This window comes from Mesorhizobium sp. WSM4823 (genome assembly GCF_055811195.1).
The window spans coordinates 75,048-98,749 of record NZ_JBVVQL010000009.1 but is presented as its reverse complement, the minus strand read 5'-3'; the positions used below and the strand labels follow the sequence as shown (position 1 = coordinate 98,749).

Genomic DNA, 23,702 nt, shown 5'->3' with positions numbered 1-23,702 from the left:
TGCATGCCGAGCTCAGCTGGCTGCCGGCAGAGGGTCGCTGCCGATCTTGGACAGCAGGATCACCGCCTGGGTGCGGCTGTCAACGCCAAGCTTCTGCAGAATGGCCGAGACATGCGCCTTGATCGTCGCTTCGGAGACACCGAGTTCGTAGGCGATCTGCTTATTGAGCAGTCCTTCCGCGAGCATGCCGAGCACGCGCGTCTGCTGCGGCGTCAGCGCCTGCAGCCGCTTGATCAGATCGGAGATTTCGGGATCGCGCTCGACGCCGAGATCGATGCCCGTGGGCGCGGCAATGTCGCCGGCAAGCACCGACCGCACGGCGCTGCGGATCTCCTCCATGCTGGCCGATTTGGAGATGAAACCCGAAGCGCCGAGATCGAGTGCGCGCCGGATGGTCACCGGATCGTCATGCGCCGACACCACGACCAGCGGCACCGTCGGATGGATGCCACGCAGCGAGATCAAACCGGAAAGGCCGCTAGCGCCCGGCATGGACAGGTCGAGCAACACCAGATCGACATCCTCATTGGACACCACCAGCGCCTTGGCGCTTTCGAAATCGCCGGCCTCATGAATGCCGGCAACATTGCCGACGCCGGCAAGCGCCTCTCTCAGCGCGCCGCGAAACAGCGGATGGTCGTCGGCGATGACGAAAGTGTAGCCTGACGGCACATGACCCTCCCCGAATCCCATTGATGATTGTCTGCTTCTTGCGGGATCTGTCGAACGAATATGCGGCGATATCAGCCTTTTTCAAGCGGCAAAGGCCATGCGCCGGGTTCCCGGCGCATGGTGCTCAGGTTTTTTGCGAATTGGGCTTGGCGCCATCTTCGCCGCTGTCCTTTTCCATGTCCTTGACGATACCCATGAAGCCGCGCAGGAAGCGCTCCATGTAGCTCATCGTCTTGTTGAAATCCTCCTCGCTGGGCAAGGTCGACTCGAGGCGGGCGGACAGTGAGTTTTCGAGCTTGACGACGCGCTCGTCGAGCGCTTTGACCGAACTTTGCAGCCGGTCGACCTCGTCCTGGAAGGCGGCGCGTTCGTCGGCCGCCATCTTGCAGACGAGCTGGCCGGAACGTTCCTCGCAGATCGACATCGCACCGGTCTGCGTGTCCATGCGGACATAGCCGTTGGCCGACTTTTCCAGCCGGTAGCGGTCGGCTTCCTCGGAAAACGCCGACGCCGCGACGAGCGAGACGAGCGCTGCGGGAATCAAGACGTGCTGCGGACGCATATTGTCCTCCATAGGCTAGCGAGCGCAATTATCGCATGTTTGCGCCGGAAATGGGGAAGAACTCTGGCGCACCCTTCCCCGCATGGTCGGTTCAGACTATAGCGCAATCATGTCTCAGATTATCTACAAGATAGTACCTGAACCGCTGTGGCGCGAGGCCGAAAGAAATGGCCGCTTCACCGGCGCGCCGATCGATGTCGCCGACGGCTTCATCCATTTTTCCACCGGCGGCCAGATCAAGGAAACGGCAGCGAAACACTTTGCCGGCCAGACCAAGCTGCTGCTGGTCGCTATCGACGGAGCTAAGCTGGGTGATGCGCTGAAATACGAGGTCTCGCGCGGCGGCGCGCTGTTCCCGCATCTTTACGGGGCGCTCGAGCTGAAGACCGTCGTCTGGGTGCAACCATTGCCGCTCGGCAGCGACGGTCTGCACCAATTCCCGGCGTTGGAGACCGAATGAGCGTGTTTGACCGGCTCGGCCAGAGGCTCCTGTTCGCATTCGATCCGGAAGCCGCCCACGGCCTGTCGATCGCCGCGCTGAAATGCGGGCTGCCGGTCGTCAGGGGCCTCATACGCGATGAAAGGCTGAAAATCAGCGTCTGCGGCATCGATTTCCCCAATCCGCTCGGCATGGCTGCCGGCTACGACAAGAACGCCGAGGTTGCCGATCCCCTGCTTGGCCTCGGCTTCGGTTTTGCGGAGGTCGGCACGATCACGCCGCTGCCACAGGCGGGCAACCCGAAGCCGCGCATCTTCCGGCTGACATCGGACGAAGCGGTGATCAATCGGCTGGGCTTCAACAATGGAGGTCACGAAGCCGCTGAGAAACGGCTTGCCGCCCGCAAGGGTCGGCCCGGCATTGTCGGCGTCAACATCGGCGCCAACAAGGACAGCACAGACCGCGTCAGCGACTATGAACGCGGCGTTATCAGGTTTGCGCCATACGCCACCTATCTGACGGTCAACATCTCGTCGCCAAACACACCCGGCCTGCGCAACATGCAGGCGCGGCAGCAGCTCGGCGATCTCCTTTCGCGCGTCATAGCCGCCCGTGCGGCCGCGGCGGCGCAACCGCCCGTTTTCCTCAAGATCGCGCCGGATCTGGTCGAGGCCGAGTTGGAGGACATCGCCGCCGAGGTCACCGACAAGGCAATCGACGGCATCATCGTCTCCAACACCACGATTGCGCGACCGGATCTGCGCAGCGCCGAATTTGCCGGCGAGGCCGGCGGGCTTTCGGGAAAACCGTTGTTCGAGCGCTCGACCATCGTGTTGGCCAAGATGCGCAAACTGCTTGGCCCGAACCGCGCCATCATCGGCGTCGGCGGCGTCTCTACCGCTGAGACGGCACTGGAAAAGATCCGTGCCGGCGCTGATCTTGTCCAACTCTACACCGGCATGATCTATGCCGGACCTTCGCTGCCGAGCCGCATTCTTGCAGGGATGGTCCGCTTCGTGGAAAAAGAACGGCTCAAATCTGTATGCGATCTACGTGACAGCCGCCTCGACTTCTGGGCGTCGAAGCAGCTCTAAATTGCGCTTAAAAGCGTAATGTTTCAGTCCGAGACGGATCCGTCTCACAACCCATTTGCGCTCATTCGTCCAGGGTCAATTGCGACTGACGATCCGCTCGCAGGCGGCGCCGCCGATAGCAGGCAACAACCCAAAAAGAAGCAACTGAGCCGTTCCGCCGACGTCCAAAATTGCGGAAAGAATGAACGCAACGAGCAGCCCCAGCGCCGCGCCTAAGACGTATGGCAGGTAACTTCGCACAGGCTTCCCCCAGAACAATTGCTGCATCAAGCTGCCGAAAAACGTAACGAAATCGACTGGAAGTGCAAGCGATCCGCTGACGCCAGAACTTATGGAGAATAGGATCGCTTTCCACCCTGCGCGAAAGTTGACCTAGGACACTGGCTAAAACGCCGTCCGCATCCGCAAGCGCAAAATGACAAGCAGGCTGAAGCCACGCACCAGCAGGAAGACATGCAGCGCCGCCCACAGGCCGTGATTACCGAAGGCCGGCGCCAGGACGAGCAGCGCACCGCTGAAGATGAGGAACGACAGAAGCATCATGTTGCGCATGTCGCGCGACCAGGTCGCACCGATGAAGACGCCATCCATCTGAAACGCCAGCACGCCGCTGAGCGCGGTGAATGCCGCCCAGGGCAGATAGATGTCGGCAACGGCTCGAACATCTTGTGAGGTCGTGATCAGGGCGATCAGGTCGGTGCCGCCCAGCAAAAGGACAAGCGTCGCCGTGGCCGCCAGCCCGAATCCCCAGAACAGGGTCAGCCGAACCGCCTGCCGGAATTGCATGGCGGCGTGCGCGCCGACGGCCCGTCCGGCGAGCTGTTCGGCTGCCGTGGCGAAACCGTCGAGGAAATAACCGGCGATAAGGAAGAAGTTCATCAGCACGGCGTTGGCGGCCAGTGTCACCGTGCCGAATTGTGCGCCCTGGCGGGTGAACAGCGCGAAGGCGGCGAGCAGCGAGAACGACCGGATCATGATGTCGCGATTGAGCGACATCATGCGCAGGAATGCCGACAGGTCGACGACGCGATGCCGCGGCAGGCGGGGTGCTGCCGAGAAACGCCTGATGACGATCGCCAGGCCAAGCAGCATGGCGACGAACTCACCGGTGACGGTCGCCCAGGCGACGCCGGCAACGCCCCAGCCGAGTTTCAGCCCCAGCAGGATGCAGAGCGCGATGTTGATGCCGTTGAGCACCAGTTGCAGCATCAGTCCCAGCCCACCCTCGCCGCGCCCCAGCACATAGCCGAGGATGGCGTAGTTGATCAGCGAGAACGGGGCAGCGAGCAGCCTGATGCGGATATAGATGGCCATCGCTTCGCTGACGCGCGGCTCGGCATCCATGAACCATTGTCCGGCGGTGGCGAACAGTGGCGCAAGGGCGGCAAGCACGATGCCGGCGACGACCGCGATCAGCACGGCGCGCCAGAACACCGCCTGTTCTTCCAGTTCGTCGCCACGCCCCAACGCTTGGGCGACGAGGCCTGTGGTTCCTGAGCGTAGAAAATTGAAGGAGGTGAAGACGACGTCGAAGACCAGGGCGCCTGCCGCCAGACCGCCAAGAAGGGCAGCGTCACCGAACTGCCCGACCACCGCGGTGTCGACGATGCCGAGCAGCGGCGTCGTCAGATAGGCGAGCGTCATCGGCACCGCTATAGTGAGCACCGAGCGGTTGGTGACGATAAAGGTCCGGCCGTTGGCCGTTGCTGGCGCCTGATCCAGTATCCGCTCCTCTATTGCGGCTTGATCGAACAGCCGATGTGCCTCAGTTTCCCGACGCCGTGCAACCACTCATCCCGCTACGGCCAACCGAAACCCGCCTCTGGCCTCTGCCCGTCATGCCCCTGCAGATCGTTCACCATCCCGATTACGACGCCGGTTTTGCCGTCAACCATCGCTTCCCGATGAGCAAGTACCCACTGCTGATGGAAGCCTTGAGCGCGCGCGGACTTGCCGGACCCGAGGCGCTCAGCATGCCGAGACCGGCGCCGGCATCATGGCTGAAGCTTGCCCATGCCGCCTGTTATGTCGATCAGGTGCTGGCCTGCGAAGTGCCTGAAAAAATCGAGCGCGAGATCGGCTTTCCGGTGAGCCCGCGGGTCTCGCTCAGGGCGCAACTCGCAACGGGCGGCACGGTGCTGGCGGCTCGGCTGGCGTTGCTGAACGGCATCGCCTGCAATACCGCTGGCGGCAGTCATCATGCGCGGCGCGCGCAAGGCGCCGGTTTCTGCACCTTCAACGACGTTGCGGTTGCTTCACTCGTGCTGCTTTCCGAAGCTGCCGCCCGCAACATCCTGATCGCCGATCTCGACGTCCATCAGGGCGACGGAACGGCGGATGTTCTCGGCGACGAGCGGCGCGTGTTCACCTTTTCCATGCATGGCGACCGCAACTATCCGGCGCGCAAGATCGCTTCCGACCTTGACATCGCGCTGCCCGACGGCACTGGCGATGCGGCCTATCTCGAAAGACTGGGCGGCATCCTGCCGGAACTCACCGCTAGGGCGCCCTGGGACATCGTCTTCTACAATGCCGGGGTCGACGTCCATGCCGATGACCGGCTTGGCAGGTTGTCTCTGTCGGACGAGGGACTGCGCGCCCGCGACACCATGGTGATCCGTCATTTCCGCCGGCTCGGGATCCCGGTTTGCGGCGTTATCGGCGGCGGCTATTCGACTGACGTGGCGGCGCTCGCCGCGCGCCATGCCATCCTGTTCGAAGTGGCTTCAGGCTTCGCCTGATGGGCTTATCATTTGGGGATGATCTTTTCCAAAACCGGCTTCCAACCTTTGATACGGTTCGGGACCATGCCCTATTTCCGGTAGTTGGCGATCCTGAGCAGGAGGAAGGCCGGAATGACGATCGCTGCACCCAACAGGATATAGCCGAGGAAACGGTCGACAGCGCGGAAACCCAGATTCCAGAGATCGACGAAGAAATTCCGGATGCCGTAGAGCACATCCGCCGGCGACCAGCCGAAAGCGTTCATCACCAGGCCGACGAGGAACGATACCACCAGCAGCTTCAGAAGCACCCGGAGCGGCGTATCGCCAAGAAAGCGCGTCAGTGCGGACAAGGCGTGTCTCCAGATTCGGTTAACCCGATTCGGGTACAGGTCCAGAAATACGCACTTGCCGCGCTGGCATCAAGGTGGTCGCTGAATCCAGTTGCTCAGCACGGCGGTTTGCGGATTGTCTGCTCGCCAAGCTTGACACTTATGTTGCAGTGCAGCAAAATTGGAGGACAGAGGGTAACCCGTTGATCTCGATCTGCCAGACTCATCGCCCTGTTGTGGACGGATTGCGCTGTGTCACCGTGACCTGCGAACACAGGGCCTCTTGAATGAAGTATAGGCGCGATATCGATGGCCTTCGGGCCGTTGCGGTACTGCCGGTTGTACTGTTCCATTTCGGAATCTCGGCAATTCCAGGCGGCTTTACCGGCGTCGATATTTTCTTCGTCATATCCGGCTACCTGATCACCGGAAGCCTTCTGGACGACCTTGAACGCGGCCAGTTTTCGATCGTCAGCTTCTACTGGCGCCGTGCCCGGCGCATCCTGCCGGCGCTGATCTTTGTCATGCTTCTCACCTGCATTGCGGCATTGTTCATCCTTCTGCCGTCAGATCTGCACGAATTCAGCCTCAGCGTCATAGCGGCCTCGACGTTCTGGTCGAACATCTATTTTTGGAAAACGTCAAATTACTTCTCCATCGATGCCGAGCTTCGGCCGCTGTTGCACACGTGGTCGCTTTCGGTCGAGGAGCAGTACTACATCTTTGCCCCAATCCTGATGTTCCTGATCTATCGCTATTTTGGGAAGCGCTGGCTGACGGTGCTCCTGCCGATCATTGTCGGCAGCTTCGTGCTGGCGGTTATGGCGACATGGCTGGCGCCGAACGCCGGATTCTACCTGCTGCCGACACGGATCTGGGAGCTTATGCTGGGCGCCGTGCTCATGCTGAAACGACCCCCACCCCTGAGCAACCGGTTTCTTCTTGAACTGGTCGGACTGGCCGGATTTGGCCTTCTCGCCGTCGGATTCTTCACGATTTCGGAGAGCGACCCGTTCCCGGGCTACAACGCTTTGTATCCGTGCCTCGGAACGGCCCTCCTCATCTATGTCGGCCAGAATACCCCTTCGACGGTCGTTACCCGCATCCTCGAGGTCCGACCGTTGGTCTGGATCGGTCTCATCTCGTACTCGCTTTATCTTGTTCACTGGCCGATCAACGCATTCGCGCATTATCTTTCATTGCAAAAACTCGAACCCTCGATGACCGTTGCGATGACGGTGGCGAGCTTCGCACTGGCGGCATTCTCCTGGAAATATATCGAGCAACCGTTCCGGCAGAAAAGGAGCTTCACCGCCCCGGTGCCCATCTTCGCCTTCTCGGCGGGCGCGATCGCTCTTCTTTGCGCTGGCGGGGCGGCCGGGGCGCTCGGCAACGGCTTCCCGCAACGGTTTCCGGACTACGCTCAACAGAAGATCCCTGTCGGGGATTGGCTCAATGGCACTTGTTTCAACGAGGGCTCCAGCCGGATCGAAAGCTGGAATATCGAGGATTGCACGCGCACTCGCGGCTTCTCAAGAACGGTGTTGTTGTGGGGAGACTCGTTCGCCGCCCACTATGTCTCAGGCCTGGACGCCAACGCAAATCAACTACAGGCCAACGTCGTGGAATATACTTACGCAGGTTGTCCGCCGATTCTCTCTTACTTCTCCTACGCGCGCCCGGATTGCATGCGGTTCAACCAGCAGGCTTTGAAGGTAATCCAGAACGCTGGCATCAAGACGGTTGTGCTCAGCGGCCGGTGGACCGACTACGAGGCCAGGAGTTTCGACGGTCTCCAACAAACGATCGATACGCTTCGCGAGCTGGGTGTGCGCGTGTTTGTCATCGGCCAGTCTCCTCAGTTCATAACCGACGTTCGGAAAATCGCGTTCTTCGCAAAGCGTGGAAACCTGGACGATACATCCTGGCCGATGGCCATGGATCCCGACATCAACAACCGTGTGCGCTCATTTACCAAAGGCGCCACCTTCATCGATCCGCTCGAATCCCTCTGTAGCGCCGGACGCTGCTCCTACGCCGACGAAGGCCAGTTTCTCTATTTCGACTATGGCCATTTCTCTTCAATCGGGGCCACGCTGGCAATTTCGAAATACTGGCCGGATTTTGCCGTAGACGATGCCCTTGCCACGACGGAGTAACGGTCGGGCGGCTGGCAAGGCACGAATGCACGCTTAGCGATTGCCCGAACGCCGGCTTGCGTGGTAACGAGGCTGCTGCGCGGGTATGATGTAATGGTAGCTTGTCAGCTTCCCAAGCTGAACGCGCGGGTTCGATTCCCGCTACCCGCTCCACCTTGCTCCGCCTGAGGATGATGACGACCGTCGCGGTCTCGGGCCGGTCGGCGCCGGCACGCAGCGGTTTGCCCACCTGATCGAGTCTTGGTCGGCGGCGTATATTAGCTTCCAGAACATACCGTGATTCTAATAAGCAGCAGCAACAAAAGACGCTGATCCGCGTTGCGCTTGATCTGAAGGCCAGCAGGGAGGCACCAAAATGGCCGAAGACAAGAGCAATAGAGGTTCTGGCGGCGAAAACCGCGTCGCGAGTGACGGAGAATATGAGTTCCGCTATTTCTCTAACAAGTTTGGCCTTTCAATACCGCAGATCCGCGAGCTTTTTGGCAAGCACGGTAACGATCGCGAGACCCTGTATCGGGAGGCTCGGAAGCTCGGAACGCAAAGAACGGTTCTCGAACAATGACCAAACTTTCACAACCGGACCCATTGCCGGCAAGCGACATAATGAAGAGCTCGAGCATAAGAGAAACCATTTCCATCCGCATTCGACAGCCGGCAAAGTTGTAGATGCTCGGGACCTGCGGCAGGCCATCTGGCACGATCAGCCAGGCACGAGCCGCTGGAACTCGATTCCTGATGCAGTTAAAAGGGACCGCGATGTTCGGCAAAGACCTCTTGGTTCGTATGCTCGACCGCCGCGACACCCTGCCGCCAGACGAGATCGCGCTTATAGAGGCTCTTCCGGTCCGGCCGGTGACTTTCGGACCCGACGAGGACATCGTCAGGGAGGGTTCCCGCCCAGCCGAAAGCTGTCTTGTCGCGAATGGTTTCGCAGTTCGAAACCAGGCTATTCGGGAAGGTAAGCGTCAAATAACGGCAATCCACGTCCCGGGAGACTTTGTCGATCTCCATAGTTTACTGCTAAAAGTGATGGATCACAGCGTGAGCGCTCTGGGATCGTGTAATGTAGTTTTCATTCGACACAAAGACCTGCTCACGGCGATGGATAGAAGTCCACATCTTACCCGGATGCTCTGGCTTTCGACCGCCATCGATGCCTCAATCCAGCGAACTTGGATAACCTGCCTCGGGCGTCGGTCCGCCAAACAGCATCTCGCACATGTAATTTGCGAGTTGTATGTCCGGTTACAAATAGTTGGCTTGGCCTCTGACCAGTCGTTCGCGATCCCACTGACGCAAGCGGAATTGGGCGACGTGCTTGGTCTATCTGTAGTTCACGTGAACCGGACGCTGCAGGAACTTCGAGCAAAGGACCTGGTTAGCTGGAAAGACAGGAGGATTGTTATCCTGGATTTCGAGCGATTGGCGTTGCTGGCCGACTTTGATGGGACCTACCTAAATCTTTTTCATGAACCGCGGTGACTGCCTCGGCCAGGGCGCGCGACGCGACAATGCGGCATCAAGATTTCTGGCCAAATAAACAATGTGAATGAGCCCTCGCTCCGGATCGATTACTGCTGGGTTCAGTAAGCACGGTTCACGTCCAAGAAGGATTGCGCATGCGCGAGCTCGAAAACCTCATCGAACAGTACATAAATATTCGGAGGCGGCGCCATAGTTTCATATCGACTGGGCTCGCCGTAAAGGCCCTCAAACAGATTGTTCCGACATGTTCGGTCTCTGATTCTGACCTGGCAAACATGATTGCTGATCGTGCAATCGACTACGACCTTCCGGTGAGCTTTGACCTCAATGTGGGTTAGGCCTGGTGCTCCATAAAACCAGCCTGATCATGGGCCTTTGAAGTCCGATGCGCAGAGGCGCGGACCAGGGTCCGTTCCTTGGAACACCTACGTGCGAACTTTCCAGGAAGCCAGGCTCACATGTCATTTAGGAATCTCTAATTTAGTTACTAGTGATGGAACCTGTTTGCCCCAGGCAAGTTCGTTAGGCAATGGAGGAGATTGCCACCATGAACAGTGTCATTTATCTCATCGGCCTTGTCGTCGTCGTGCTTGCGATCCTCTCCTTCCTCGGGTTCCAATAGGAGATACCATGCAGCGCGAAGACGATCAGGGGCGTAAGCCGGCCGATTTCGAAATTGCCAAAAGCGAGTTGTCCGAGCGGTTTCAGCAGGAAGCGCAGACCGCGACGGAGGCGCTACATGACGCTCGCGATAAGGCGAGCGATTATGCATCGGAAGCGAAGCAGGCCTTATTCAGCCAGGCCGAGGGAACACAACGCGATATCAGCTCCAACCTGAAGGCCTTTAGCGGAGCGCTGCGGGCGGCAAGCGAACATCTAGCCAATAATGATCAACGGACCGCTTCGAAGTTCACCCTCGACGCCGCCGGCGCACTTGAGCGCTTTTCATCTTCGTTGAAGGACAAACCGTTCGAAGATGTCCTCGGCGAGATACGGTCGTTCGGCCGCGAAAACTCAGGGGCGATGATCGCCGGTTCAGTATTGGCAGGCTTGGCACTGGGGCGATTCATCAAGAGCTCGCCGCCATCGGCCGCGACCGAAACACAGCGCCGATCGGCAACAGATCGGCCTTCCGAAACGGCTTCGAACTCGGACGAGTCCGTATTGCGATCGGCAGAGGCCCTCGACCCGACGCCGCCCTCCAACCAGCGCGACGGTGACTTGGCCGGCGACGACTGGGCAGGCGCAAGCCTGGAGCAGAACCCATGACCGACAATCAGGAAAGTCGCGGCCTCGCAACCCTGGTTAGCGATCTGGCACAGCAGGTCACGACGCTGCTTCAAACTGAAAGCATGCTGTTGAGGGCCGAAATGTCGGAAAAAATGAGCAAGGCCGGTGCTGGCGCGGCCGAGGTTCTGGGTGGCGCCATATGCCTCCTCGCGGCCTTGATCGTGCTTCTGCAAGCACTTGTGATTGCCCTGGCGAGTGCCGGGTTGGGAGCGGGATGGTCCTCGCTGCTGGTCGGGATCGTCGTCGCGATACTGGGAATCATACTTTTGCGCTCTGGCACTAAAAGCATTGCACCTTCCGAGCTGACCCCCGATCGCACACAAGACCAACTGAAGCGCGACGCGCGCGTGATCAAGGATCAAATAAGATGAGCGAGAAATCCGCAGCCGAGCTCGAACGCGATGCCGACATCGCCCGGGCGAAAGTAGCAGACACCGCCGATTCGATCCGCAGCAAGATGACACCGGGTCAATTGATCGACGAATTTACCGGAATGTTCACCGGCGGCGAAGGGTCCGCCATGCTTGGCAACTTCAAGTCGCAAGTCAGGGACAACCCGTTGCCACTGACGTTGATTGGAGCCGGCCTAGCTTGGCTGATGCTCGGCAACGGCACGTCAGGAACCAGTTCAGCTGCTGCCGCACATCGGACAGGCATGGCTCCCGACGCTTTCTCCGACCTGCGCGGCGATGATTTCAGACAGGGCAACGAAGGGTCCGGTATAGGGGCGATGCTCTCCGATACCGCCGGTTCAGTTACCTCAGCAGCAAGCGGCGCGGCCGAAGCTGCAGCAAACGCTGCAACCGGCGCCAAGGAGAGGATGACAAAAACCGCCGGACAGCTCGGCTCAAGCGCCAGCGAGATAGCGGCTCGGACGCGCCAATCGGCACAAGACCTCTTCGAGCGCGAACCGCTGGCCATCGCGGCAGTTGGCCTTGCGCTGGGCACTGCCATCGGGGTGATGCTGCCCCACACAGCCACAGAGGACGAGCACCTTGGCGCCTACCGCGACAAAATTCGCGACAGTGCGGAGGAGGTTTTCGAAACGGGTCTGGGGCAAGCAAAGCAAGTTGCCGCCGAGGCTTACGAAACCGTCAAGGAAGAGGCCGACCGGCAAGGCTCTGGTGGAGATGCCGACACGCTGGCAGGCAAGGTCGGCAAAGTCATGGAATCGACGGCAAAGCGAACCGAGGAAGCCATTCGCGATCGTTTGCCGGAGTCGTCGGACGGGTCTTCTGCAAGCTCATAGCAGCGCCAGCCTGCAAGGACTGCTGGCCAAGCGATTTTTGCTACGGAGCAAACTCGTCGGTGGTGTGGGCGACCCGAGCGATATTCTGAATTGAAGCGGCTTGGCCGACGAGCCGTGCCGCGAAAGTACGATTTGTCGCCTGGATGCCAAGCGGAACAGCTGCGATAGCTATGCAACGAATCGCTTGAGTTAACAGCCTCCGGAGGGCACGACTAACCCGTTGGGTTCACTGATCCTGATGCGGGTTCGCTACCCGCTCCAGCCGTCAGCCCACCTCTCTCAAAATGAAGTCGTGCAGCATCTTGGCCGCCGGCGACAGCACACGATTCTTCACGGTGATCAGGCTATAGGGCCTGACCTCGATGTCGAACTCGGTCTGGACGACGTCGATGGCGCCGGCCAGCCCCTCGGGGTTCTGGATGAATTTCGCCACCTGGATCGACACCGGCGCGATGGCGTCCGACTGCGCGACCATGACCAGGGTGAGCAGCAGCGAGCTGGTGTTGAGGATACGATCCGGCAGCGCGATGTTGCGGTTCAGGAAATTGCTTTCCATCGCCTGGCGCAGCGGCGAGCCGCCCGACTGGAAAACCCAGTCGTAGGCGGCGGTCTCCTCCAGCCCCACCGCCTTGCCCTTGGCGAGCGGGTGGCCGCGGCGCACGATCAGGCAGGCTTTTTCGACGCCGATGACGCGAGCCTCGAACAGCCGCGGATTGAGGTCGTCGGGGACGCGCGCGATGATGAAATCGTGACGCGTGGCGATCAGCTCGCGCGCCAGCACATTGGAGGTCTCGACCTGCATGGTGATCTCGATACGCGGATAGATGCGCCGGATTTCGCGAATCGCCGGCACGGCGAGCTCGATCGCAGGGGCAGTTACCGCGCCCAGGAACACCGAGCCGCCCTTGCCAGCCTTGAGCTCTGAAATCTCGCGGTCGACTTCACGCATCTCGAGCAGGATTGACCGTGCGCGCCTCGCCAACGCCTTGCCGTAAGGCGTCAGCGTGATGCCGCGCGGCAGCCTTTCGCACAGCTTGACGTCGAGCACCGCCTCCATCTCGGCGATCATGCGCGAGGCGGCGGGCTGCGAAATGTTCATGACCTGGGCTGCCGCGCTGACCCGGCCATGGTCGTCGAGGGCTGCGATCATGCGCATGTGGCGCAGGCTGAGGCCGCTGCGCAGCAGGATCTCTCCGTCGCCGGGAGGGTCTTCGTAACTAGCTGAAAGTCCATCAGGATTCCGCAGCGCCGCCATGGTCTTTTCTTGTCCCGCTCGTGGCCGACCTGGCAATTCGGCCAGGTCTTCGTCGGCTTTCAATATATCAGTTTCGGTATAGCAACCATCAAAGATCGCATTTGACAGTTATGGCAAAGAGCCACACCCTTTGCCCGTCCTGAGGCTTGACCGTCGCCAGCGAGAAAAATCGCATCGACTGGAGCCAGAGTCTCAGGGCCGATTGGGAGGATACCGGAGATCGATATGACGGCAGCGGCGCGTTTGGGCGCTCCTGCACGATCGCGCGGCCCACGAAACCCAGGGTGCGCGTCCATCAACCAGGGAGAGTTAATGTGAAGATCATCAAGACACTGGCCGCCGTCGCGGCCCTTGGCATCGCGGCCATGACGCTGCCTGCGCAGGCAGGTGAAGGCCTCGTCGGCGTGCTGATGCCCACCAAGACCTCGCAGCGCTGGATCAACGACGGCGACGCCGTCAAGTCCCAGCTCGAGGCTCTGGGCTACACCGTCGACCTGCAGTACGCTCAGGACGACATTCCGAACCAGCTCAGCCAGTTGGAAAACGAAATCACAAAAGGCCCGAAGGCGCTGATCATCGCCTCGATCGACGGCACCACGATGTCGGACGCGCTGCAGAAGGCGGCTGACGCCGGCGTCGTCGTCGTCGCGTATGACCGTCTGATCAAGAAGACGGCGAATGTCGACTACTACACGACATTCGACAATTTCGGCGTCGGCGTCATCCAGGCCAAATCGCTGCTCAAGGGCCTCGGCTATCCCGAGAACAAGGGTCCGTTCAATATCGAGCTGTTCGGCGGTTCGCCGGACGACAACAACGCCTTCTTCTTCTACAACGGCGCGATGTCGGTGCTGCAGCCGCTGATCGACGACAAGACGCTGGTCGTGAAGTCCGGCCAGATGGGCATGGACAAGGTCGGCACGCTGCGCTGGCTGGCGGCGACCGCCCAGGCCCGCATGGACAATTTGCTCTCGGCCAACTACTCGGATGGCAGCCGCGTCGATGGCGTGCTCTCGCCGTATGACGGCCTGTCGCGCGGCATCATCGCCTCGCTGCGCGCCGTCGGTTACGGCACGGCCGACCAGCCATGGCCAATCGTCACCGGTCAGGACGCCGAGACCGCTTCGGTCAAGGCGATCATCGCCGGCGAGCAGTACTCGACCGTGTTCAAGGACACCCGCGAACTCGCCAAGGCGACGGTCGAGCTCGTCGACAAGGTGCTCTCGGGCGGCAAGCCGGAAGGCCTCGACACCACGACCTACAACAACGACGTCAAGGTCGTTCCCTCGATCCTGCTGACGCCACATGAGGTCGACAAGTCGAACTACCAGGCCCTGGTGGTCGACTCCGGCTACATCAAGGCCGACGAGCTGAAGTAATCTCTGATATAAAGACTGGGGTCCTGCGCAATGCAGGGCCCCTTTTCGTTAACCAGCGAGGCCGGTATGTTTTGCCGATCTCGGAGGAGCTTAATTCCTGATGACCTCGACGATTTTGGAGATGCGCGACATCACCAAGACGTTCCCCGGCGTCAAGGCGCTGTCCAACGTCAATTTGCGCGTGGAAGAAGGCGAGATCCACGCAGTGGTCGGAGAGAACGGTGCCGGCAAGTCGACGCTGATGAAGGTGCTGTCGGGCGTGTATGCGTCCGGCACCTATGACGGCGCGATCATCTACCGTGGCGAAGAATGCCATTTCAAAGGCATCCATGACAGCGAACACAAAGGCATCGTCATCATCCACCAGGAACTTGCGCTGGTGCCGATGCTGTCGATCACAGAGAACATTTTCCTCGGCAACGAACACGCAAAATATGGCGTCATCGACTGGAATGCCAACGAGACGCGCACAAGCGCCCTGCTGAAGAAGGTGGGCCTCAAGGAGGATCCCAAGACGCTGATCACCAATATCGGCGTTGGCAAGCAGCAACTGGTCGAGATCGCCAAGGCGCTCAGCAAGGAAGTGAAGCTGCTGATCCTTGACGAGCCGACCGCGAGCCTGTCCGAAAAAGACAGCCAGGCGCTGCTCGATCTATTGCTCGAATTCAAGCGGCAAGGCATCACCTCGATCCTGATCTCGCACAAGCTCAACGAGGTCAACCGGGTCGCCGACAAAGTCACGATCATCCGCGACGGGCGGACCATCGAGACGCTGGCCAAGAAAGACATCCGCGAGGACCGCATCATCACCTCGATGGTTGGCCGCTCGCTCGATAACCGTTTCCCGCCGCGGGAGCCGAAGATCGGCGAGACCGTGCTCGAAGTGAAGGACTGGTCGGTCTATCACCCGATCCATGCCGATCGGCAGGTGATCAAGGGTATCGACATCGACGTTCGCAGGGGCGAGGTCGTAGGCATCGCCGGGCTGATGGGCGCCGGACGCACGGAATTCGCGATGAGTCTGTTCGGCAGGTCGTACGGCCGCCGCATCACCGGCGAGGTGCGCCTCAAAGGCAAGCCGATCGATATCTCTTCGGTGAGCAAGGCGGTGGAACACGGCATTGCCTACGTCACCGAGGACCGCAAGACCTACGGGCTCAACCTGATCGATCATATCAAGCACAATATCACGTTGGCCAATCTTCCCGGCGTGTCGCGCCATAGCGTGATCGACGACATGCGCGAGCTCGCCGTCGCCAATGACTATCGCGCCAAGACCAATATCCGCGCATCGAGCGTCTATCAGATGACCGGCAATCTGTCGGGCGGCAATCAGCAGAAGGTGGTGCTGTCGAAATGGCTGTTCGCCAATCCGGAAGTGCTTATCCTCGACGAGCCGACGCGTGGCATCGACGTCGGCGCCAAGTATGAAATCTATACGATCATCGCGCGTCTTGCCTCCGAGGGTAAGGCGATCATCGTCATTTCGTCCGAGATGCCCGAGCTGCTCGGCATCACCGACCGCATCTACGTCATGAATGAAGGGCGCATCGTGGGAGAAATGGCCGCGGCCGACGCAAATCAGGAAAAAATCATGCGCGCCATCGTCCGGGGAGAAGGAAAAGCATCATGAGCACCGAAAGCGCTCCGGGGCCGCAGAGCGGCGTCGCCCAGGACCTCCAACAGACACCTCGCGTTGCCGTCTCGGCGCTGGTCACCAATCTGCGCGAATACGGCCTGATCCTGGCGCTGATCGCCATCATGCTCTTCTTCCAGTTCACGACGTCGGGAACGCTGTTCAAGCCGGTGAACCTGAGCAACCTGGTGCAGCAGAACAGCTTCATCATCGTGATGGCGCTGGGCATGCTTTTGGTGATCGTCTCCGGCCATATCGATCTCAGCGTCGGCTCCGTCGCCGGCTTCATCGGCGCGCTAGCGGCGATGATGATGGTCATCTGGCCGCTTGGCCCTTTGAGCAATCCGCTGGTGGTGTCGATCATCTGCCTGATCGTCGGTGGCGCAATCGGCGCGGCGCAAGGCTACTGGATTGCGTATCACCGAATACCGAGCTTCATCGTCACACTGGCGGGGATGTTGATCTTCCGCGGCATCTGCCAGGCGCTGCTGGGTGGCGGGTCTTCCGTGGGGCCGCTTCCGGTCGGCTTCAAGGCGCTCAGCTCCGGCTTCATTCCTGACGTGATCGGCTCATTGACGCTGATCCCGCCGGTCGTCAACGCCGCCGGCAAGACGATCGTCGGCAGCGGGCTGACGCTGCACATGACGACGATCGTGATCGGCCTCGTCGCCGTATTCGCTTATGCCTATTTCGGGCTCAGGGCACGGCGCAGCCGCGAGCGGCATGGCTATGAAGCCGAACCCTTCATGCTGTTCGTCGTCAAGACCCTGGTGACCAGCGCCCTGGCGCTGTTCCTGGTCTACCAATTCGCCACCTACAGGGGCCTGCCGATCGTCCTTGTGGTGATGGGCGCGCTGATCGCCCTGTTCGTCTTTGTCACCAAACGCATGACGATCGGCCGCCGCATCTATGCGATGGGCGGCAATGCCAAGGCAGCGCAGCTATCAGGCATCAAGACCGAAAGGCTGACCCTTTTGGTGTTCGTCAATATGGGCGTGCTGTCGGCGCTTGGCGGCCTGATCATCGCGGCGCGCCTGGGGCAGGCCGTTCCTGCGGCGGGCCTCGGCAGCGAACTCGACGTCATCGCCGCCGTGTTCATCGGTGGCGCTTCGGCGATGGGCGGCGTCGGCCAGGTCATCGGCGCTGTGGTCGGCGGTTTCATCATGGGTGTCATGAACAACGGCATGTCGATCATGGGCGTCAATGTCGACTGGCAGCAGGTAGTCAAAGGCCTGGTGCTGCTCGGTGCCGTGGTCTTCGACGTCTACAACAAGAACAAGGGTTGAAGCCGGGAGAAACCTGGCCGGACGAGGAAACCATACGGGTCACATCGCGGCTGCCGGCAAGAGCCGGTGCGAAGAAGTCTCCTGAGAGACCAGGCCAGCGAGCGCAATCCGGACGAAGAATTTCACCCGTGGCACGGATTGGTCCCGAGCCGCGCAGGTCAGGGTTTGCCAAATGGGCAGCCGGGCCAAAGCACCAGAGAGAGGGTACATCATGCTGATCTCCCAGATCCTCGACGACGCCGAAACGATTCGGGTCGTTGCCCGCAATGGCGGCAAGACCAGGATCATTAACGGCGCCCGCAGCGTTTATTCGCTGGCAATGGAGGCTGCGCGCACCGGCAGCGGACTTGTCGCTCTCATCGAGCGCAAAGGATTCGGTGAAGCGATCGACCTCGATGCCGCCTATAAAAAGGGACGGCTTTTGTCGCCGATCAACCATCCGGATCCGGCGCATCTCCACCTCACCGGCACTGGATTGACGCATCTCGGTTCTGCCGCGACACGCGATGCCATGCACAAGAAGCTCAGCACCGACGGCGGGGAGCAGCTCACCGATTCCATGAAGATGTTCCGCATGGGACTGGAAGGCGGCAAGCCGGCCAAGGGCCAGACGGGGGTCCAGCCTGAGTGGTTCTATAAGGGAAACGGCACCATGGCGGTGGCGCCCGGTGCGGCGCTTCTGTCGCCCGCTTTCGCCCAAGATGCCGGCGAGGAACCGGAGGTTGCCGGCATCTATGTCATCGGCGACGACGGCGCGCCGTTCCGTGTCGGCTTCACGCTGTCGAACGAGTTTTCAGACCACGTCACCGAGCGCGTGAACTATCTGTTCCTGGCGCACTCGAAGCTGCGCAACGCCTCTTTCGGGCCGGAGATCCTGATTGGCGATTTGCCGGCCGACATCAGGGGTTCGTCGCGCATCGTTCGCGACGGCAAGCTGCTGTGGGAAAAGCCGTTCCTGTCGGGCGAAGCGAACATGTCGCACACCGTCGCCAATCTCGAACATCACCATTTCAAATATTCGGCCTTCCGCCAGCCGGGCGACGTGCATGTGCACATGTTCGGCACGGCGACGCTGTCCTTCGCCGACGGTGTCAGGACCGAGGCCGGCGACGTGTTCGAGATCGAGGCCAAGGATTTCGGCCTGCCGCTGCGCAACCCGCTCGAAATCGAGCAGCCGGTGAAGGTGGCGGTGAAGGCACTGTAGCGGGTGATCTCCCCTCGAGGGGGAGATGTCGCCGAAGGCGACAGAGGGGGTCGTCTCGCGTAGAGCGCCAGCCCCCTGCGTCTGCGATAAAGAGCCGAGCCCGGCCGGACCGACCCCCTCTGGCCTGCCCTCTTTGCCACCACTTGGCATCTCCCCCTCAAGGGGGAGATTGGCAGTTCCTACCTCAATAAATATCGAAGTCGAAATACTTGGCCTGGATCTTCTTGTAGGTTCCGTCGGCGACGATGGCGTCTATGGCGGCGTTGAGTTTTTCGCGCAGCGCATTGTCTTCCTGACGCACGGCGATGCCTGCTTCCGTCTCGGTGCCCTTGACGTCACCAACCATCTTGCAGCAGCCGTCGCTCGATTTCTTCATCCAGTCCATCAGCACGAACTTGTCTGAGAGGACGGCATCTAGGCGGCCGTTCATCAGGTCGGCAACCGCCTCCTCCTGGGTCGGATAGAGCTTCGCCTCGGCGCCGGCCTTGCCATAGACATCCTGGGCATAGTCGGCCTGGGTGGTCGAAGCCTGGGCGCCGACTGTCTTGCCGGCGAGTGCGGCGGGTTCGGTCGAGGCAATATCGCTGTCCTTCAAGGCCACCAGCGAAAGCGGTGTCGTATAGTATTTGTTGGTGAAGGAGACCTGCTTCTTGCGCTCCTCGGTAATGCTCATGGACGCGACGATGGCGTCGAATTTTCTGGCCTGGAGCGCCGGAATCATGCCGTCCCAGTCCTGCGTGACAAGTTCGCACTCGGCCTTCATCTGAGCGCAAAGCGCCTCGGCGATGTCGATATCGAAGCCGACGAGCTTGCCGTCCGCGGTGATGGTGTTGAACGGCGGATAGGCGCCTTCGGTGGCGATCTTCAATTTTTCCTGTGCTTGCGCCGACAAGGAGCCGGCCGATATCACCAGCATGGCGGCTGTTGCTGCCGATGCGATCCATCTTGAAATCTGCATTTTTTTGTTCCCTTGGTTCAGAGCCATCCTGACGGCTGGGCGCAGCCAAGCACGACCCGTATGGTTCAGGCAAGCACGGTCTGATCGGGATCGGCGATCAGCGCGCGGCGCGGAAATGCTTGGACAGTTTCAGGCCCTGTGCCTGATAATTCGAGCCGAGATCCGTGCCGTAGAGCGCCTGCGGCCGCTTCAGCATGTGCTCGTAGACGAGGCGCCCGACGATCTGGCCGTGGTCGAGGATGAACGGCACTTCGTGGCTGCGCACTTCGAGCACCGCCCGGCTGCCGGTGCCGCCGGCCGCCGAATGGCCAAAGCCCGGATCGAAGAAGCCGGCATAGTGGACGCGGAATTCGCCGACCAGCGGATCGAAGGGCGTCATCTCGGCGGCATAGAGCGGCGGCACATGCACCGCCTCCTGGCTGACAAGGATATAGAATTCGTCCGGATCGAGCACCAATTCGCCGGCGCCGCTCTTGTAGAGCGGCTCCCAGAAGTCGACGACATCCTGCGCGGCGCGCTTGTCGACGTCGACCAGCCCGGTGTGATGCTTGCCGCGGTAACCGACAAGGCCATCCTTGTCGCCATCGAGATCGATCGACAGCGCGATGCCGCCACCGGAAATGTTGGGTGGCTCGGTAGCGACGAGCGTCTCGGCACGGTGTAATTCGTGCAGCTCGCCTTCCGACAAAAGCGCATTGCCGGTGCGGAACCTGATCTGCGACAGCCGCGAGCCGGCGCGGACGACGATCGGAAAGGTGCGCGGACTGACTTCCAGATAGAGCGGGCCGCTATAGCCGGCAGCGATCTTGTCGAACTCGTGGCCGCGATCGGTCATCACGCGGGTGAAGATGTCGAGCCGTCCGGTCGAGCTCTTCGGGTTGGCCGAGGCCGAAATGTTTGCCGGAAGCGCCAGGCTCTCGAGCAGCGGGACGATATAGACGCAGCCCGTCTCCAGCACCGCACCGTCGGCAAGATTGATTTCGTGCAGCTTCAGACGGTCGAGTTTTTCAGCGACTCTGTGGTTTGGGCCAGGCAGGAAAGAGGCGCGTACCCGCCAGGCCTTGTCGCCAAGCCTGAGGTCGAGGCTGGCTGGCTGGATCTGGTCGGCGTCGAGCGCCCGCAGCGACGTCAGCGCACCCGACTGGAACAGCGCGGAAATGTCCTGATCGGGAAGAATGCCTGTCTGCCGCAAAGTCTGGCTCCGCTTGAAGGCCGGGCAAGGTCTCGTTTCTTGCAGGCTCATGCCGCAAAACCGTGACACCCTCAGGTCAGACCCGAGGGCAGGCTTTTGCGGAACCTGCTGGTACAAACCTCTTAATCATGCCGGCAATTGACGCAAGCGAGGTCCGGGTCTAAAGGATCGTTATCCCGTGGTGATTTGGCCGGTCGGCTTGCAGCCACGTTAAACAAGTCGCTAAAGGACCGTCGGGCCGCAAGGCCGTATGGACCGGTTGCGACTTTCGCGGCCGGTTTTTTTGTGTCTGGAACAAAGTGATGACAAGCAAGAAGCGCAACTGGAAACCTCAGACAGCACTCGTGCATAGCGGGACCTTGCGTTCCGGTTTCGGCGAGACGTCCGAGGCGATGTACCTCACCCAGGGCTATGTCTACGACACCGCGCAAGCGGCCGAGGCCCGTTTCAAGGGCGAGGAACCGGGCTTCATCTATTCGCGCTATGCCAATCCGACGGTCGACATGTTCGAGAAGCGCATGTGCGCGCTGGAAGGCGCCGAAGATGCCCGCGCCACTGCGTCGGGCATGGCTGCGGTGACGGCGGCGCTGCTGTGCAGCGCCAAGGCCGGCGACCATATCGTGGCGGCGCGGGCGCTGTTCGGCTCCTGCCGCTGGGTGGTCGAGACGCTGGCGCCGAAATACGGCATCGAGGCGACGCTGGTCGACGGCACCGAAATCGCCAATTGGGAACAGGCGGTCAGGCCCAACACCAAGCTGTTCTTTCTTGAAAGCCCGACCAATCCGACGCTGGAAGTCGTCGACATCGCAGCCGTTGCCTCGCTTGCCAATTCGATCGGCGCGCGGCTGATCGTCGACAATGTCTTTGCCACGCCCTTGCAGCAGAAACCGTTGCAGCTCGGCGCCCATATCGTGGTCTATTCGGCGACCAAGCACATCGACGGCCAGGGGCGCTGCCTCGGCGGCATCATCCTGTCGGACAAGAAGTGGATCGACGAGAACCTGCACGACTATTTCCGCCACACCGGCCCCAGCCTGTCTCCGTTCAATGCCTGGACACTGCTGAAGGGCCTGGAGACGCTGCCGCTGCGCGTGCGTCAGCAGACGGAAAGTGCCGGCAAGATCGCGGATTTTCTTGCCGAGCGATCGGAAATCGCCCGCGTTATCTATCCCGGCCGCGCCGACCACCCGCAGGCGGCGGTCGTCAAGAAGCAGATGTCGGGCGGCTCGACGCTGATCTGCCTCGACGTCAAGGGCGGCAAGCAGGCGGCCTTCGCCTTCCAGAACGCGCTCGATATCGTGCTGATCTCCAACAATCTCGGCGACGCCAAGAGCCTGATCACCCACCCGGCGACAACGACGCACAAGAATCTGAGCGATGAGGCGCGCGCCGAACTCGGCATAGGGCCGGGCACGCTGAGGCTGTCCGTCGGACTTGAGGACACGGACGATCTGCTCGCGGATGTCGAGCAGGCACTCAAATCAGCCAAATAGCAGTCGCCGCGCGGCAGGGATTTCTCAGACGCTTTCTTCCAACTCGGTCATAGCCTTGGTGCGGATGGTCATGGCATTGCCGCGCCATTCGACGGCACCGCCCAGCCAGCCACGTGCCCAAATTGCAGGAAGCACCGTATCCCGCACGATCATCGCGGTGACGGTGCGTGGCGAGAGATACCAGCCCTTGGACCAGGCGAGCATGCATTCCGGCAGATAGGCAATCAGCAGTACGCATAAAGCCGTGGTGGGCAAGCTGACGCCGGCCCTTGCCGCCGCGATCAGCGCCAACAGCAGTGGCATTGCCGCGCCGGTTAATATCTCGGGCGCGAAGAACAGCGGGAAGGTGACGCGGCGCAGCCGCGCCCAGCGGGCCTGCCGTGACCAAATTTCGCCGAATGTACGCTGGCCGAGCGGCTGCTCGAATGGCGAAGCGACGAGGTTGACGCGCAAACCGAGCCCATTGACCAGCTTGGTCGCAGCGGCGTCCTCAGCGATCTCGGCGGCGAGCGCGTGGATACCGCCATTCGCGTCAAGCACCGGCTTGTTCCACAGCATGCTCTTGCCCTGGGCAAAGCCGAGGCCAAGTGCCTCGCCGGCATACTGCCAGCGCGCCTGCAGAGTGTTGAGGAAAGCGCATTCGACTTCGGCCCAGAAGCCATCCGGCCGCGAGCCGATCGGGGTCGAGCAGACAAGGCCTGTGGTCGGCCGCCATGCGGCCATCAGGTGCTGGATATAGTCTTTGGGCATCAACACGTTGGAGTCGGCAAGGATGACCCAGTCGTGGCGTGCGGCTTCCCAACCCTTGACGCAGTTATTGAGCTTGGGATTGGCGCTAATGCGGTCATCGCCGGTGAGCAGCCGCGCCGGCACATTGGGATAGCGGGCAATAGCGGCGTTGATGAGATTGACTACTGGATCGTCGGCATGGGCGACGCAGAAGATCAGTTCATAGTGTGGCCAATCGAGCGAGAAGGCGCGCTGAAGCGTCTCCTCGGTGAACGGCTCGACGCCACGCGACGGCACGACGATCGAGAGAGGCGGCGGGTTCCCGGAGGGTGCAGCGATGACCTGCCGCTTCTTCAGCCGCGATGAGGCGAGCATGATGCTGGCGAGATTTGAAAGAAGAAGGGCTGAAGAAGCAACGGCGGCTGCGAGAGTCAGTTCCATCGAGATCTGGTCACTCCGGAAAGGCCGCCTGCGGCCGTTTTATGAGAGCGTCGCGTCCATTTGGACGCGCAAAGGACGCTCTAACGCTTTTTGAGTCTACCGCATCGTGCTTTCCGAAAATCGA

The 23,702-nt window shown here is 60.8% G+C and carries 23 protein-coding genes, 1 tRNA gene and 1 riboswitch; of the genes, 15 read left to right on the top strand and 9 right to left on the bottom strand.

What is annotated here, in order from left to right; all coding sequences use genetic code 11:
- Window positions 1-12: 12 nt before the first annotated feature.
- Together AC0L26_RS21810 and AC0L26_RS21805 are read right to left on the bottom strand one after the other, a co-directional pair.
- Entirely contained in the window at window positions 13-672 is a 660-nt protein-coding gene (locus AC0L26_RS21810; protein WP_473634438.1) for a response regulator transcription factor, read from the bottom strand.
- A gap of 124 nt (window positions 673-796) precedes the next feature.
- Window positions 797-1,234 carry a hypothetical protein gene (locus AC0L26_RS21805; protein WP_473634437.1) on the bottom strand — a complete coding sequence of 146 codons (438 nt, stop codon included), beginning with the start codon at window positions 1,232-1,234 and terminating at the stop codon, window positions 797-799.
- Window positions 1,235-1,343: 109 nt separating this feature from the next.
- Between AC0L26_RS21805 and AC0L26_RS21800 the strand changes: the two genes are divergently transcribed.
- Together AC0L26_RS21800 and AC0L26_RS21795 are read left to right on the top strand one after the other, a co-directional pair.
- A complete protein-coding gene (locus AC0L26_RS21800; protein ID WP_473634436.1) occupies window positions 1,344-1,694 on the top strand; it encodes a DUF952 domain-containing protein in 351 nt (116 codons plus the stop codon).
- Window positions 1,691-2,767 carry a quinone-dependent dihydroorotate dehydrogenase gene (locus AC0L26_RS21795; RefSeq protein WP_473634435.1) on the top strand — a complete coding sequence of 359 codons (1,077 nt, stop codon included), beginning with the start codon at window positions 1,691-1,693 and terminating at the stop codon, window positions 2,765-2,767. The genes AC0L26_RS21800 and AC0L26_RS21795 overlap by 4 nt, the downstream gene beginning before the upstream one ends.
- Window positions 2,768-2,842: 75 nt before the next feature.
- On the opposite strand, the gene AC0L26_RS21790 is transcribed toward AC0L26_RS21795, so the two are convergent.
- Both AC0L26_RS21790 and AC0L26_RS21785 read right to left on the bottom strand, forming a co-directional pair.
- Window positions 2,843-3,034 carry a hypothetical protein gene (locus AC0L26_RS21790; RefSeq protein WP_473634434.1) on the bottom strand — a complete coding sequence of 64 codons (192 nt, stop codon included), beginning with the start codon at window positions 3,032-3,034 and terminating at the stop codon, window positions 2,843-2,845.
- A gap of 117 nt (window positions 3,035-3,151) precedes the next feature.
- On the bottom strand, window positions 3,152-4,504 hold the full coding sequence (locus AC0L26_RS21785) for an MATE family efflux transporter (RefSeq protein ID WP_473634526.1): 1,353 nt from the start codon (window positions 4,502-4,504) through the stop codon (window positions 3,152-3,154).
- 101 nt (window positions 4,505-4,605) lie between these two features.
- On the opposite strand from AC0L26_RS21785, the gene AC0L26_RS21780 reads away from it, so the two are divergent.
- Window positions 4,606-5,508: a histone deacetylase family protein gene (locus AC0L26_RS21780; protein WP_473634433.1), complete on the top strand. Its 903-nt coding sequence runs from the start codon at window positions 4,606-4,608 to the stop codon at window positions 5,506-5,508.
- A gap of 71 nt (window positions 5,509-5,579) precedes the next feature.
- Here the strand turns inward: AC0L26_RS21780 and AC0L26_RS21775 are convergent, their stop codons facing one another.
- Entirely contained in the window at window positions 5,580-5,843 is a 264-nt protein-coding gene (locus AC0L26_RS21775; protein ID WP_473634432.1) for a DUF6460 domain-containing protein, read from the bottom strand.
- Between the two features lie 266 nt (window positions 5,844-6,109).
- Here AC0L26_RS21775 and AC0L26_RS21770 point away from each other — a divergent pair, with 266 nt between their 5' ends.
- The 7 genes from AC0L26_RS21770 to AC0L26_RS21740 all read left to right on the top strand — a co-directional run bounded on the left by AC0L26_RS21770 (window position 6,110) and on the right by AC0L26_RS21740 (window position 12,005).
- The gene (locus AC0L26_RS21770) at window positions 6,110-7,981 is read left to right on the top strand and encodes an acyltransferase family protein (protein ID WP_473634431.1); all 1,872 of its coding nucleotides are present in this window, start codon (window positions 6,110-6,112) and stop codon (window positions 7,979-7,981) included.
- A 79-nt stretch (window positions 7,982-8,060) separates the two neighbouring features.
- Window positions 8,061-8,134 (top strand) — tRNA-Gly (locus AC0L26_RS21765).
- A gap of 202 nt (window positions 8,135-8,336) precedes the next feature.
- Window positions 8,337-8,543 (top strand): DUF3606 domain-containing protein, encoded by a 207-nt coding sequence (locus tag AC0L26_RS21760; protein ID WP_473634430.1) that lies wholly within the window; start codon window positions 8,337-8,339, stop codon window positions 8,541-8,543.
- Between the two features lie 194 nt (window positions 8,544-8,737).
- Window positions 8,738-9,463, top strand: coding sequence for a Crp/Fnr family transcriptional regulator (locus tag AC0L26_RS21755; protein WP_473634429.1), 726 nt, complete (start codon window positions 8,738-8,740; stop codon window positions 9,461-9,463).
- A 633-nt stretch (window positions 9,464-10,096) separates the two neighbouring features.
- Complete coding sequence (locus AC0L26_RS21750) at window positions 10,097-10,735, top strand: hypothetical protein (protein ID WP_473634428.1); 639 nt, start codon at window positions 10,097-10,099, stop codon at window positions 10,733-10,735.
- Complete coding sequence (locus AC0L26_RS21745; RefSeq protein WP_473634427.1) at window positions 10,732-11,127, top strand: phage holin family protein; 396 nt, start codon at window positions 10,732-10,734, stop codon at window positions 11,125-11,127. Before AC0L26_RS21750 ends, AC0L26_RS21745 begins: the two co-directional genes overlap by 4 nt.
- 122 nt (window positions 11,128-11,249) lie before the next feature.
- Window positions 11,250-12,005, top strand: a complete 756-nt coding sequence (locus AC0L26_RS21740) for a hypothetical protein (RefSeq protein ID WP_473634426.1) — start codon at window positions 11,250-11,252, stop codon at window positions 12,003-12,005.
- A gap of 265 nt (window positions 12,006-12,270) precedes the next feature.
- On the opposite strand, the gene AC0L26_RS21735 is transcribed toward AC0L26_RS21740, so the two are convergent.
- The gene (locus tag AC0L26_RS21735) at window positions 12,271-13,260 is read right to left on the bottom strand and encodes a LysR family transcriptional regulator (RefSeq protein ID WP_473634425.1); all 990 of its coding nucleotides are present in this window, start codon (window positions 13,258-13,260) and stop codon (window positions 12,271-12,273) included.
- Between the two features lie 314 nt (window positions 13,261-13,574).
- On the opposite strand from AC0L26_RS21735, the gene chvE reads away from it, so the two are divergent.
- The 4 genes from chvE (at window position 13,575) to araD1 (ending at window position 18,765) form a co-directional block, all read left to right on the top strand.
- Window positions 13,575-14,639, top strand: coding sequence for a multiple monosaccharide ABC transporter substrate-binding protein (gene chvE, locus AC0L26_RS21730; RefSeq protein WP_352933837.1), 1,065 nt, complete (start codon window positions 13,575-13,577; stop codon window positions 14,637-14,639).
- Window positions 14,640-14,739: 100 nt separating this feature from the next.
- Window positions 14,740-16,272, top strand: a complete 1,533-nt coding sequence (gene mmsA, locus AC0L26_RS21725) for a multiple monosaccharide ABC transporter ATP-binding protein (protein ID WP_473634424.1) — start codon at window positions 14,740-14,742, stop codon at window positions 16,270-16,272.
- Window positions 16,269-17,561 (top strand): multiple monosaccharide ABC transporter permease, encoded by a 1,293-nt coding sequence (gene mmsB, locus AC0L26_RS21720; protein ID WP_352933843.1) that lies wholly within the window; start codon window positions 16,269-16,271, stop codon window positions 17,559-17,561. The genes mmsA and mmsB overlap by 4 nt, the downstream gene beginning before the upstream one ends.
- Window positions 17,562-17,772: 211 nt before the next feature.
- Window positions 17,773-18,765, top strand: a complete 993-nt coding sequence (gene araD1 / locus AC0L26_RS21715; protein WP_473634423.1) for an AraD1 family protein — start codon at window positions 17,773-17,775, stop codon at window positions 18,763-18,765.
- Between the two features lie 184 nt (window positions 18,766-18,949).
- Here the strand turns inward: araD1 and AC0L26_RS21710 are convergent, their stop codons facing one another.
- The gene (locus AC0L26_RS21710; RefSeq protein WP_473634422.1) at window positions 18,950-19,723 is read right to left on the bottom strand and encodes an ABC transporter substrate-binding protein; all 774 of its coding nucleotides are present in this window, start codon (window positions 19,721-19,723) and stop codon (window positions 18,950-18,952) included.
- A 97-nt stretch (window positions 19,724-19,820) separates the two neighbouring features.
- Window positions 19,821-20,915, bottom strand: a complete 1,095-nt coding sequence (locus tag AC0L26_RS21705) for a 2'-deoxycytidine 5'-triphosphate deaminase (RefSeq protein ID WP_473634421.1) — start codon at window positions 20,913-20,915, stop codon at window positions 19,821-19,823.
- 168 nt (window positions 20,916-21,083) lie between these two features.
- A riboswitch (SAM riboswitch) is annotated at window positions 21,084-21,161 on the top strand.
- A gap of 56 nt (window positions 21,162-21,217) precedes the next feature.
- Between AC0L26_RS21705 and AC0L26_RS21700 the strand changes: the two genes are divergently transcribed.
- Window positions 21,218-22,408, top strand: coding sequence for an O-succinylhomoserine sulfhydrylase (locus tag AC0L26_RS21700; RefSeq protein WP_473634420.1), 1,191 nt, complete (start codon window positions 21,218-21,220; stop codon window positions 22,406-22,408).
- Window positions 22,409-22,432: 24 nt separating this feature from the next.
- On the opposite strand, the gene AC0L26_RS21695 is transcribed toward AC0L26_RS21700, so the two are convergent.
- A complete protein-coding gene (locus AC0L26_RS21695) occupies window positions 22,433-23,578 on the bottom strand; it encodes a ceramide glucosyltransferase (RefSeq protein ID WP_473634419.1) in 1,146 nt (381 codons plus the stop codon).
- Window positions 23,579-23,702 lie beyond the last annotated feature (124 nt).